At 59.4% G+C, this 12,787-nt stretch carries 10 protein-coding genes and 2 tRNA genes; 3 read left to right on the top strand and 9 right to left on the bottom strand.

The features are described 5' to 3' along the window. Window positions 1-7 precede the first annotated feature (7 nt). From BBDE_RS01285 to gltX, 4 genes are all read right to left on the bottom strand, one after another. On the bottom strand, window positions 8-1,444 hold the full coding sequence (locus BBDE_RS01285; protein ID WP_003837657.1) for a metallophosphoesterase: 1,437 nt from the start codon (window positions 1,442-1,444) through the stop codon (window positions 8-10). A gap of 117 nt (window positions 1,445-1,561) precedes the next feature. Further along, window positions 1,562-1,636: transfer RNA gene (locus BBDE_RS01280), tRNA-Gln, on the bottom strand. Window positions 1,637-1,674: 38 nt separating this feature from the next. Next, window positions 1,675-1,747: transfer RNA gene (locus tag BBDE_RS01275), tRNA-Glu, on the bottom strand. Window positions 1,748-1,909: 162 nt separating this feature from the next. Further along, entirely contained in the window at window positions 1,910-3,430 is a 1,521-nt protein-coding gene (gene gltX, locus BBDE_RS01270) for a glutamate--tRNA ligase (RefSeq protein ID WP_003844406.1), read from the bottom strand. 197 nt (window positions 3,431-3,627) lie between these two features. Here gltX and BBDE_RS01265 point away from each other — a divergent pair, with 197 nt between their 5' ends. Next, the gene (locus BBDE_RS01265; RefSeq protein ID WP_003837660.1) at window positions 3,628-4,629 is read left to right on the top strand and encodes a DUF805 domain-containing protein; all 1,002 of its coding nucleotides are present in this window, start codon (window positions 3,628-3,630) and stop codon (window positions 4,627-4,629) included. A gap of 127 nt (window positions 4,630-4,756) precedes the next feature. On the opposite strand, the gene BBDE_RS01260 is transcribed toward BBDE_RS01265, so the two are convergent. Both BBDE_RS01260 and BBDE_RS01255 read right to left on the bottom strand, forming a co-directional pair. Next, window positions 4,757-5,767 (bottom strand): hypothetical protein, encoded by a 1,011-nt coding sequence (locus BBDE_RS01260; protein WP_003837662.1) that lies wholly within the window; start codon window positions 5,765-5,767, stop codon window positions 4,757-4,759. 108 nt (window positions 5,768-5,875) lie between these two features. Beyond that, complete coding sequence (locus BBDE_RS01255; protein WP_003837663.1) at window positions 5,876-6,535, bottom strand: histidine phosphatase family protein; 660 nt, start codon at window positions 6,533-6,535, stop codon at window positions 5,876-5,878. 340 nt (window positions 6,536-6,875) lie between these two features. Here BBDE_RS01255 and BBDE_RS01250 point away from each other — a divergent pair, with 340 nt between their 5' ends. Next, entirely contained in the window at window positions 6,876-8,300 is a 1,425-nt protein-coding gene (locus BBDE_RS01250) for an MFS transporter (RefSeq protein WP_012901832.1), read from the top strand. 122 nt (window positions 8,301-8,422) lie between these two features. On the opposite strand, the gene BBDE_RS01245 is transcribed toward BBDE_RS01250, so the two are convergent. Further along, window positions 8,423-8,959, bottom strand: a complete 537-nt coding sequence (locus BBDE_RS01245; RefSeq protein WP_003837666.1) for a GtrA family protein — start codon at window positions 8,957-8,959, stop codon at window positions 8,423-8,425. 107 nt (window positions 8,960-9,066) lie between these two features. Here BBDE_RS01245 and BBDE_RS01240 point away from each other — a divergent pair, with 107 nt between their 5' ends. Beyond that, window positions 9,067-9,414, top strand: a complete 348-nt coding sequence (locus BBDE_RS01240) for a phenylpyruvate tautomerase MIF-related protein (protein ID WP_003837669.1) — start codon at window positions 9,067-9,069, stop codon at window positions 9,412-9,414. Between the two features lie 160 nt (window positions 9,415-9,574). On the opposite strand, the gene BBDE_RS01235 is transcribed toward BBDE_RS01240, so the two are convergent. Both BBDE_RS01235 and BBDE_RS01230 read right to left on the bottom strand, forming a co-directional pair. Then, a complete protein-coding gene (locus BBDE_RS01235) occupies window positions 9,575-11,092 on the bottom strand; it encodes a formate--tetrahydrofolate ligase (protein ID WP_003837671.1) in 1,518 nt (505 codons plus the stop codon). Between the two features lie 90 nt (window positions 11,093-11,182). Continuing rightward, a complete protein-coding gene (locus tag BBDE_RS01230; protein WP_003837673.1) occupies window positions 11,183-12,781 on the bottom strand; it encodes a C69 family dipeptidase in 1,599 nt (532 codons plus the stop codon). Between the last annotated feature and the right edge of the window lie 6 nt (window positions 12,782-12,787).

The raw sequence follows: 12,787 nt of genomic DNA, 5'->3' as shown, positions 1-12,787 counted from the left end.
AACGCGATTATTTCCTGAACCGTGAGAGGAGCTTGCTCCACCAAGTCGGGCGATGCAGCAGATCCATACCTTCGCTATCCGGCCTGGACTCGCTCGTCATACCGTATGCATAGGCCTTGCCCGTGCTTGGCTTGCCCACCAGCTCACCATATTCAAGCAATTGCGTACGCGGCTCATACGGATGACGAATATCGAATTCGAACAGCCTCGCGGCACGCTTTTCCGGCACCGGACCGTATGAGCCGAATCCGCTGGTCGGCGAGGCGATCATCATCAGGCCATGAGCTCCTGCAGACGCCTCGCTTTCGGCCGAGCATTCACCAGCGGTCTGTTCAGCGGCCTGAGTGCCGGGAATCGCGACCGTGCCGACGAAACCATTGCGATGGTCATGACCTGCGGAAATGGCAAAGTAACCGTTGTCGCACAGCATCGCATACTCGCCGCTGTCGGCATCGGGGCAGCTGATGCCCTCCCCCAGATAGCTGCCGGGCTGCGTCTTGCTCTCGTCCAACACGTAATGGTTGCCCGCAAAGTTACGATAGCCTTCGATCGCACGCGCCGCATTGGCCGCAACCGGCTTCAGCAGGTCATAATACTGCGGAATCGCAAAATGCTGGAATACCATGCACGGCAACGCCTCCTGCGAAGCCTGCGTCTCCCGAGGCGCCGCAATCGCCTGCGATTGCGTGACCAACGCATGCGGCACATCGGCAAGAAAACGCAATGCGGCCACGGACGGGCTTCCATAGCCGCCCGAACGCGCATAATCGCCCGAATCGACCAGCACCAATCCCAGTACGTTACATGTGCGATCAACATTCATCACGGGCAAGGCGAATGTGCCCGGTTCGCATCCGTACACGCGCTGTTCCGGCAACATTCCCACCTTTTCGCCGGCACTCGTCTCAGTAGGGGCAGGATTGAGGCAGCCGGGGAATTCCTGGCAGATCCGTTCAACCTCGGCATTATCCAAACCGCATTGAAAATCATGATTCCCGAAAGTCACCACCCAGGGAACGCTACGATCGGCGAGCGGTCGCACCAGCTGTTCGATTGTGGAGCGGACCATCGAACGCGTTTGCCTGAGAGCCTCCTCATACCGTTCGGCAGAGGACTGCACGGCGGCCTGTGCCTTGTTCCAGCGACGCTTACGCATGGTCTGGGAGTACGCGGCATCATAGCCGGCGATCTGGTTGCCGGTGAAGATGACGATATCGGGGCGCGTGGCGTCAAGTGACGCTTCGATCAGTTTGACGGTGTCTTTGCTGACCTTCGGACCATCCTGAATGTCGGTGAACTGCAGCACGCGAAACTTGCCGGATTGATGAAACTGCAGACGGCCGAGACGTGCCGATACGGACAACGGACGACCATCCCCCTCTTCCGCGGGTTGGATACGCGGGCGCGTGGACGCGGCTTTGGCGGCATGCTGCAATTCAGTCATAATCCCTAGGGTAGTGCAATTATGCACGCAATTGAACGCACAAAACAGCACCGACGAATTCCAAACGTCATCATAGGTTAAGAAAACAAAAAACCCTCGCATTCCGCGAGGGCTCATTGGCTGGGATGCCTGGACTCGAACCAAGAATGGCTGAACCAGAATCAGCTGTGTTGCCAATTACACCACATCCCAATTTGGCTGGCGTGGCAACTTCAAGAAGTTGTCCGTCGTACCCCCGACCGGATTTGAACCGGTGTTGGCGCCGTGAGAGGGCGTAGTCCTAGACCGCTAGACGACGGGGGCTTGAGTTATCGCTGTGATTCTCAGCTAGGCCGCGAACCGCAACGAGTGATTAATATACGCGAGTTAGTGGGTAAGCGCAAGTCACGGCGTGTCGCGCCATTTTTCAACGATTTGAAAATGCCGCCCCTTCATCGGAAGGAGCGGCATGGGAACGGCATCACATCACAGATGCTCGCGCAAACCCTGAAGACGGGCGAGGCTGATTTCCTTGCCGACGATTTCCATGGACTCGAACAGCGGCGGGGATACGCGGCGGCCGGACATGGCCACGCGCACCGGGCCGAACGCCAGACGCGGCTTGTAGCCGCCATCCTCCACGAGCGCCTTGTTGAGCGTCTCATGCAGGATGTCGGTCTTCCAATCATCATCAGCCACCGCGGAAAGCGAGGCAATGGCCGCATCAAGCACAGCCGGCGCGGAATCCTTGAGCTGCTTGCGCGCATCGGCATCCGGTTCGATATAGCCTTCGGTGGAAAGCAGGGAACCGACCATGCCGGCCACCTCACCAAGCAGACGCACGCGCGGCTGCACGAGCTCCACGGAAGCGGAGAGGATCTCACGTTCGCGATCGGTCAGCGCATCCCAGGAATCGGCGGACACGACGCCGTCACGGTTCAGGTACGGTACGGCACGGTTCAGGAAATCCTGCGGTTCGAGCATGCGGATGTGCTCGGCGTTGATGGAGATGGCCTTGTCGATGTCGAAACGGGCCGGATTGGCCTTGACGTCACGCACGTCGAACTTCTCGATCATCTCGTCCATGGAGAACACGTCACGATCCGGAGCGATGGACCAGCCCAGCAGTGCCAGATAGTTCAGCAGGCCTTCACGGATGAAACCGTTGTCGCGATGCAGGAACAGGTTGGATTCAGGATCGCGCTTGGACAGCTTCTTGTTGCCCTGACCCATCACATACGGCATGTGGCCGAACAGCGGCATCTCCTTGGCGATGCCCAGCTCGATCAGATACCGATACAACACGATCTGACGCGGGGTGGAGCTCAGCAGATCCTCACCGCGCAGCACTACGTTGATGTTCATCATGGCATCGTCGACCGGGTTGGTCAGCGTGTACAGCGGATCACCGTTCGGACGCACGATCACGTAATCCGGTACGGAACCGGCCTTGAATTCGATGCGGCCACGGATCAGATCGTCGAAGGCGACATCATCATCGGGCATACGGATGCGCAAAGCCGGCTTACGGCCTTCTGCGCGGAAGGCCGCCTTCTGCTCTTCGGTGAGATTGCGATCGTAGCCATCGTAGCCAAAGGCCTTCGGACGACCGGCGGCCACGTTACGGGCCTCGATCTCTTCCGGAGTGGAGAAGGATTCATAGGCATAGCCGGCTTCGAACAGCTTGGCCGCCACATCCTTGTAGATCTGGGTGCGCTCGGACTGGCGGTACGGACCGTCTGGACCACCCACGTTGATGCCTTCATCCCAGTCGATGCCCAGCCAGTTCAGGGCTTCGATGATCTGGTTATAGCTTTCCTCGGAGTCACGCTGGGCGTCCGTATCCTCGATACGGAACACGAACGTGCCCTTGGTATGGCGGGCTTCGGCCCAGTTGAACAGTGCGGTACGGACCATGCCGACGTGCGGGATGCCGGTCGGAGACGGGCAGAAACGCACGCGGACATTCTCGGGGAGTTCCGGTTTGGTGTTTTCAGCTTCAGTCATAGGCTCCATTGTGCCGCGTTAACCGGACGTGTGCATGAGGGCGGAAATCGTCTTTCCCTTCACCGGAATCCGCCCCCTTAGGCCGCTTATCCGCATAACGATGGGCGGAACAATGAAAAATCAGTAGCACGCTACCGGTAGCATAGCTAACTAGACCCTATGCTCCGAGTTGTTTATTTATCTAGAAAGGGTAAACAATGACGGACCCCAACCAGTATGGCCCACAGGTTCCGCCGCAGTATGGACAGTCCATGCCGCAGCAGAATCAGTACGGCCAGTCCGGGCAAAGCCAGCAAGGCAATGCCTACGGCTCCTACCAGCAACCCCAGCAAGGAGCCCCACAATACGGTGCACCGCAATATGGCGCTCCGCAAGGCCAGCCGGCCCCGCAAGGCTCGAATTTCTTTGCGCTGACCGCACCGCTCGACCAGCCGGCCTATAACTGCACCATGGGCGAATCCTTCATTCGCTTCTGGAAGAAGTACGCCGTATTCAAGGGCCGTGCATCCCGAGGCGAATTCTGGTGGTGGGTGCTGTGCAACATCATCATCGTATTCGCCATCTCCCTACTGTTCGGCCTCCTCGGCGCGATTGCCGGACATTCCGCAAGCTACGCCACGCTACGCATCTCGAGAGTCGTCACGGGCCTGTGGTCTCTGGCGACGCTCGTTCCGAACCTCGCCCTGAGCGTGCGTCGAATGCACGACACCAATAAGTCGGGCTGGTCAGTCGCCGTCTGCTACGGCGTCTTGCTGGTCGGCTACATCCTGACGATTGCCGGCACCACGATGACCGGCATCGGCGCGGTCAATGCGATTTATAGCGGAGACACCAGCACTGCGGCCACGGGTGCCATCCTGACGATTATCGGCAGCCTCGTGCTGATCGCCGGATGCATCGTCTATATCGTGTTCATGGCACGACGCAGCGATCCGGCCGGCGTGCGCTTCGATGATCCGTCCACCGCGGGCTACGCTCCGACGGCACCGGCCATGCAGAACCAGTACGCGAACTACGCGGCCCCGACGCCCGACATGAACGTTCCTGCCGCACCGACGTCCTCGGCCGCACCGACCGCACAGGCCACTCCGTTCACCCCGACGGTCCCGTCCATCCCGGACGTTCCGCTGCCGGCCGCACCGTCTGACCAATCCGAGACCGGACAGAACCCGTACGGCAACAACACCGACCAGCAGTAAGGCCCATCGGTAGCCGGCACATGACCGGCACATGGCCAGCACACAACGAAAGTCCCGGCACATCACGCAATGTGAGTGCCGGGACTTCGCTTTGCCTGCTCAGCCGCACCGACTCAGCTCTATCGGCTCACAAATCAATCTGGGGCTTGTCCGGATCGTCTTTGACATGCTTGAACTTTTCAGCGAGCGCTTCCTTGCTTTTCTGCTCGTCCTCTTCCTTGGCCTTTCTTTTGGCCTCCTCCGGATCCCACAGAATCTCGCAGCGGTGGTACGCCCATTCCTGAGCGGCCAGCATGCCGACGAACTGCGCGGTGACGCCGAGCGTACCCAAGCTGTTGCCGATGGACGCAGTCGCGCCGGAATCATCGATCATATGCGCCGTCTTGCGCAAGGAAAGCAGTTCCAGCAATTGCGGGTACGTCATGAAAATGCGCGGAACGGAAAACTGCTCGCGCAGCTCGTTGACGTACAGCAGTACCGGCAGCACACGAATGGCCTGATCGTTCACATCGTCGAAGCCCTCGCACATGATGTTCATCAGCTTGTCGCAGATCATCAGCGCCGAAGCGAACCGGACGGCGACCTCATCGGCATTCGTGCTCGTCGACAGGCATGCTTCGGCGGCGGCGACCGCGTCGAAATCACCCCCGTCCGTCATGCCATCGGCAGACGCGGAACCCTGCGCCTTCTTCGCGACCTCGGCGGCCACGGTGCTCAGCACCTCCTCCATCGCGGTCTTGGTTTTGTCGTCTAACACGATGCTCAGGTAGTCGGCCGCCTTGAACACCAGCTGAATGTCGCCGGTCGCGGAGTACGCGGACATGCAATCGTAGGCGTCATTGGCCTCAAGCAGCGCGTTGACCACCCATAGCGGGCAGCCGGGAATCACTTCCATGCCGTCGTATACGGCTTCGGCGGCGGCTATGTTCACCTTGTCGGAGTTGCGTAGCATGGCAAGGGCCATAAGCAACGAAAACCGCACCTGCAGCCCTTCCGCATAATCGGCGTCGTTCTCCAGTTGCTGGGCATTCTGCAACGGCCATAGTGAAATCAGCGAAACCCCGACGTTCGCCGCATCCATAACGACCGGCAATGCGGAGACGCGAGCCACCAATGAATCGTCAATCTCAAAAGTCATAATGCTCCTTTGCGGTACCGACTTCCGTCAAGCCAATCATCACATGGAAACCCGCCTCAAACAAGCTTCCGCGAGCCCCTCTTTGCAGACCCTCTTCCATTGTGCCACTCACTGTACGTCGGCGGCGGGGTCGACATACGTGATTGACATCACTTTGCGGGTGGCGCAATCGTAAGTGATCGACGTAATCGAGGCGAGCGCGGTGTGACGCAGCAGCATATTGTGTTCCGGATGACCGGTTTCCAGCATGTGACGGTAGCTCCAGATCGGCGATTCGTGGCTGACCACCACGATCTGCTCACCAGGATGTTCGGACACCTTCTCCAATGCGAAATCCTGCACGCGATGCGCGATGGACTGGTAGCTTTCGCCCCAGCTCGGCTTCCACAGGTTGCGCACGAGTTTGTAGTTGCCGTTCCTCCACAGTGCCCCCTCGCCGTGGCCGATGCGCTTGCCGCGGAATTCGTTGCCGGCTTCGATGATGCGTTCGTCGGTGACGAGTTCCAGCGGCTTCTCGCCACGCAGCCCACGCACGGCGTTCAGGGATTCGAGGATTTCGCCGGCCGTCTCACGCGTACGTTCCAGTGGCGACGAGTAGACGGCGGAAACGGTGTTCAGTTGCGGACTGATGGCGATGTAGTGCGCGGTAGCCTGCGCCATACGCACTCCCAATTCGGACAGGTGGAATCCGGGAAGACGTTCGTAGAGCAGATGCTCCGGATTCTCGACCTTGCCGTGACGCACGAAGTGGATGGTTGTTGCATGCATGGATGCCACCTTTCTGCCGGGACGGCTCCGGCATCTGCGTCGATCATTGTGACGACAATATCGCCGGAACTAAAAAATTTACCTGATCGTTTGTTTTCCTAGCCCTAATCTACCGCGTGTTGCGACGGTGCCTACGCATAGAGTTGCCTGTGGTCAACAAAGACTGTGCCGCATCATCATCACGGCACCATAATCCAGAAACCCCTCTTGACGACACGCTGCCGGACCCGACTTGCGTTCAAGCCGAGTTGAAGTGGGATATATGAGAGGAACGAATCAGCCCGCAGCGACGCAAAGCCGCGGGGAAACGCGAACCGTGAGCAGAAAGGAGCGGCAGAGCATGACCAATCAGGTTTTCGCCGGCGTCACAAGCGTTGGCCATCGTCTTTTCGGAGGGTATGCGGAACTTCTTCGCATACCGCATACCGCCCGTTTTTCCGTCGGCTCGGTAATCGCATGCATGCCGTTCCCGATGGTCGGCATGACCATTACGATTGCCGTACAGCATTACTACGGTAACTATTCGCTGGCCGGCGCACTCACTGCAGTACAGGCGATCGCATTGGCCGTGGCAAGCCCGGTGCTCGGCAAGCTGGTCGACAAGTTCGGGCAGCGTCAGGTTTCCATTCCGACGATCATCGTGTGGATGGTCGCCGCGACCGCGCTGGTGTCATGCATCACCGCCCGCGTTCCGTCGTGGATCCTGTTCTGCATCGTACCGTTCATGGCCGCGATTCCGCCGTGGGGTGCGATGAGCCGTCAGCGTTGGACCACGCTGCTCAAAGGCGATTCGGAGAAGACGAACCGTGCATTGTCGCTGTCAGGTGTGTTCGACGAATGCATGTGGGTGATCGGCAATCCGCTCGCTTCCACGCTGGCCGTGATTTCCGGTGTGCTCGCCTTCTCGTTCACCGGTATGTGCGTGGTGGTCGGCGCACTGATGTTCCTGACGGAGCTGACCACCGAACCGAAGTCACAGACGCAGCTGGCACGCGAGGCCGGCATGACCCGCAAGGAATACCGAGAGCGCGAGACCGCACGTTCCAAGGCGTTGCAGGCCGAAGCGGCCGTGGAGTACGCGCGCGACCGCGCACGTTCCGAAGGCAAGACGGCCGCCGAAGTGCAAGCTGCCATGGAACAGGCAGCGGCCGATGTGAAGGCGGGCCGCAAGGAGTCCATCTGGGGTCCGGGCCTGATCGCCGTATGCGTGACGTGGTTCGGTCTGGGCGCGTTCCAATCGGCTGCGGGCATTTCCATTGTGGCTTTCGCCACGGAAGCGAATATGAAGCAGTACACGGGCTTCGTGTTCGCATGCTTCTCGTTCAGCTCGCTGATCGGCGCACTCGTATATGGCGCGAAGAACTGGACCATCCCACTGTGGAAGCGCTTCTACTTCTGCCTGGCGGTAGTGGATCTGGGCATCGGCTCGTTCATGTTCGCCAAGCACCTGTGGGTGATTATGATCATCTACCTGCTCATCGGCGTATGTCAGGCCCCGACCTGGGTGAATGGCAACCAGCTGATGTTGCATCTGGTGCCGCCCACCCGCTTTACCGAAGGCATGGCATGGATGGGTGCGATGAATTCGATCGGCGGATCGGTGGGTTCGGCCATTGCGGGTCAGTTCATCGACCGTATGGGTTCGCACGGCGGCTTCCTCGTCGTGACCGTGCTGGCGTTGGCTTCGCTGGCGATCGCCCTGTTCGGATTCAAGCAGATCAAGGACTCCACCGAGCAGCCCATGCTCACGTCCGTGAGCGTGTGAACGTGTGCGTGTAAAGGCGTGTAAAGCGGAGACTTTCGTAAGCGAATGATCCGCCGGACAAGCAAACGGTCCTCCCTCTGATGAAGGAGGACCGTTTCATATCGAAGCCACCGCGCGGCGCCCTACTTCGGCCAGCCTTTGGGAGTGTGCTCCAGCGACCAAACGCCCAGCTTGTGCGAGAAACTGTTCTGCCACTTGGCCTCCAGCTCCTCTTCGCTCAAGCGGTTCTCGGCCTTCTTCAGGCGGTTCATGGCGTTGGTATGCGTATCATCAAGCAGCCACTTACGGGTCAGGAAGTTCCACACCATCACCACTGCGGTGGCGAAGAGCTTGCCCACGTTGGTGCGAATCAGATATTCGGTATGCTGCGTAACGAACGCATCATGATTCATGCCGTACGTGGAAACCCAAATAAGGGCGTCGTTCATGAGCAGACCGATCACGGCGCCGACCACGAAAATCAGAATCTCCATCCATCGGGCCATGTCATCGCGCGGTTTGAACACCAGTTTCATGCTGGCGGTGTAGTTGAAAATCAAGGAAATAATGAACGAAATCGTCGCGGCGATCACGTTATGCATATGGAAGACGCCAACAAGCAGATTCAGGATGCCCCAGTCGATAACGAAGGCGATCACACCTACAAGACCGAATTTCATAAGCTGTTCAATCAGTTTTCTCACACAGACAATTAAACACACGCACACAGACCGGACTTAGAATGGTGTGAATTGTCCACGAGCATTTCACCGACCAAGGAGGACCAATGCCAGTCATTCACACCCACGTTTCCGTCTCCACCACTCCCGAACAGCGTGAGGCCCTGAAAACGGCCTACGGCAAGGCAATCACCGCCGTTCCGGGCAAGTCCGAAGGCTGGCTGATGTGCCCGTTCGAAGACAATATGCCGATTTATTTCGGCGGTGACGATTCCCAACCGGCCGCTTACGTGGAGGTGAATGTTTTCGGCCGTTCCGTGCCGGGTTCCGCTTGGGAAAAGCTGACCGAACAGATCATGGCCGCGCTGGGCAAGGAGCTCGGCATTCCGGCCGACCGTACTTACATCCGATACACCGCCACCACCGATTGGGGCTGGAACGGCGGCAATTTCTGACGCAATTCCACCGTTCTTCCGAAGGAGCGGCAACTAAACGCTAATCTTTCCGCCGTTTCCTCACACGCCGCAGCATAACATGCGAGGAGCCGCCGACCTCTTGGGATCGGCGGCTCCTCGCGTCCGTCATCGTGCGATCATTACTCGCAATCGTGTGGAATCAGACGATCTTCGGCATTGGCGTAGTCAGGGACGTAGTCAGATTCACATGCACCAAGCCGGCACCGGAATGGACTTCGACCTTCTTCAAGGTCACGGTGCGTTCCTCCTCCGGAGCGGAATCGTTATCGGTCATGGTGGCCGGAGACTTCACCGCCACCAGTGCCATATCACCCAGATCCATGCCCGCGCTGGCGCACAGATTCATGGCCTCGTTGAGGGATTCGGCGAAACTGTCCTTCAGAACCACGCGCTCAGCCGGAACTCCATACGCGTTCTCGGCCACCCAGCGCACGTTCTCCACGAGAGCCATGCCCTTGTGGCTGTGCGGTTCCGCAGGCATGGAACCGTTCACCACGGCATCCACGAAGGCATCCAGCTGCGGGGCGAGCGCGTCGCCGCCGTCACGGTACAGATTGCCGATGATCGGCTCACGGAATTCCAGCTCTTCGGTGGTCGCCTTCAACGCCGGAATCTGATCGTCCTCGCCATCCCACAGGTTGATCAGCGGGAACGTCGGAATATCAAGGCCTTCCAAGCGCTGCACATGGAACGGATAACGCCAGGCAAGCGCCGGATCATCACGCCATGTGGAGGCACGGGTCACGACGATGGCGGCGGACGGCCACTGCGCACCGTACTCGCGGCATGCAATGTCGAGCCACTTCTGGGCGCCGGCATCAGCACCATAACCCGCCTCGACGATTACCACGTCGTGCAGGGCGCAGGCCATCTCCACGGAAACAAGCGTCGGAATGCCGATGGACACGTTCGCGAACGGGCCGCCATGCACATACACCGGGGCGCCGTTTACGGTCTCGGTCTTGGCGGGCTTGACGGCGTCGGACAGAATGCCGGTGATGCGCCACAGGTCAACGAATTCGCCGAAAGTGACGGCCTTGCCGTCCTTGGTGCCGGCGATCATCCTGGCCACGCGATCGGCGATTTCGTCCATGGAACGAGACAGCACGACGATCTGCATCAACTCGCAGGTCGGGGTGAGCACCGTACGTTCCGCAACGTTGCCCTTACCACGATCCACGGCGATCTGACGCAGGGAGCGGGACGGCACTTCGGAAACGCGCGGCACCAGAATCTCATCAAGCTTGCCCTCGTCGATCGCTTTCTCCGCAAAGGAGACCAGCAGGTTCTGAGCGGCCTCGATGGCACCCATCTCGCCGCACAGACCCCAGTCGATCAACTCCGGGTGGGTCAGGGATGCCTTGCCACCGCCCGATGCGCCGCCCTTGGAACCGGCCGCGGTAATGCCCATACTTGGCTGACGCAGCACGGCGGTCGCATCGATGCCACGCTCACGCAGGGCGTCAATCAGGGCGATCGTGGTGGTGGTCTTGCCTTCGCCGCGTGACGCCTTCAGCGGAGTGTCGGCGGTGACGAGCACGACCTTGCCATGCTTGCGCGGGGCATCCGGATTGTTCTTCAGATAATCGAGATACCCGAACGCATCAATCTTCTGAACCAGGCCGTACTGGCTGGTGAAATCCTCAATGTTGGTCACTGGGGTTCCTTTCTGGGATTAAAGATGAAGATCATTGTAGTGGCCGCGCGTTACAGAGGGGGTTGGCGTCTCTCCCTATAACACCGCGAATCAGAAGTCGGACATATGGAAGCCGTTCTTCATGTTCATGCTCGCCGTGTAGAGCACGGAGTCGAGCAGCTTGTCGGTCTCCTCCTTGAGCTGGTCGGCCATGGTCCGGTTGGCTGCGGCAAGAATCTCGCGTGCTTCCGCGTTGCGGGTGGCTTCGATGATCTCATCCGGTTCCATCGGCTGCACGTCGGCGCTTTCATCATCTGCATCGAACTCGGCGTCGAAATCGGAATCCTCGCACAGCCTATCGATCTGCTCATCGGCGGCTGCGACCATACGGTGGCCCATTGCGCCGGTCTTTTCCTGATAGCGCTCCACCGCGTTGGCGGTATCGGCGAAGGACGCGTCGCACAGGGCTGCGATGATGCGGTTCTCCCAGTAGAAGTTCTCAGAGGTGACGCGCACAGTGGTGTCTTCCAGGTACTTCGGCGTGGAATCCACGTTCGGGAAGAACGGCACCAACGTGTTGAACGGGTTGGAGCCATAGGCCATCCACTGAATCGCACGGCTGACCTGCGGGCGATACGGACGAATCTGCATGACCGCAAGCTGGCTTTGGCGGTTGATGCCGATCGGGCGGAACATGTGGCGCGTGCGCTGGTCGCCGAGCTTGCCGTACGGATCGTATGGAGTGCCCTGATAATGGGAACTCAGCACGTACTTCACATCTTCGATGGTGATCTTGCGTTCCGGCTGGCGAGCCCACGGAATGTCGTCGGCGGTCGGCTTGTGGTCCGCGTCCGGACCATCCCACTGCTCGTCGTACGGGTTGAGGAAGCGCTGCATGTACCAAGCACGCGGGGTGTTGTACACATGGTCGGAATCGGAGTGGGAACCGAAAGCGTCGCGCGGATTGAACGGCGTGGTGTTCTCCACCGACAGGTCCAGATGGTTACGCGCGATGAACTCGCCTAAATCGGCGGAGCACATATGCTCCTCCTGATCGCCCAAGGCATCCTCAAGGTCGAATTCATCGATGCCAAGCTGGTTCGGCATGGTCACGTAGGCCTCGTCCGGCACGCGCTTGGCAATCCAATGGTGGCCGCCGACGGTCTCCAGCCACCAGATCTCGTCCACGTCGGAAAAGGCAACACCGTTCATCTCATAGGTGCCGAACTCTTCAAGCAGCGCGCCGAGACGCTCCACGCCTTCACGGGCGGTCTTGATGTACGGCAACACGAGGGTGAGGAAATCCTCTTCGCCGATGCCGCCGGGCACTTCCGGTTCGTAGCCGTCCTCGCCTTCCCTGCCCTTGGCCGGAGCAAGTTCGACGAACGGATCCGCGCCAAGCACACGCTCATTGGTGGTGAGGGTTTCGGTGGCGCTCATGGCCACGTTCGCCTCATTGACGCCAGCCTCGCCCCAAATGCCTTCCTTCAGATCGGCATTGGGCACGGCCGTGTACTGCAACGGCTCTTCCGGCAGGTCGATTTCCACATGGGAGAGCACGCTGCGATATGTACGCGGCTGCTCCTCCGGCTTGACTACGATGAAACGCTTCGGGCAGAATTCGCCGTTTGCGCTGTCTTCATTGCGGGCGATGATGGTCGAACCGTCATAACTTGCGTTCTTGCCGACCAGAATCGTGGTGCACGCCATGTTGCT

This window comes from Bifidobacterium dentium JCM 1195 = DSM 20436, assembly GCF_001042595.1.
In the GTDB taxonomy this organism is placed as follows: Bacteria; Actinomycetota; Actinomycetes; order Actinomycetales; family Bifidobacteriaceae; genus Bifidobacterium; species Bifidobacterium dentium.
Note: the sequence above shows the minus strand (reverse complement) of the source record. Positions and strands in the feature narration are given on the sequence as shown.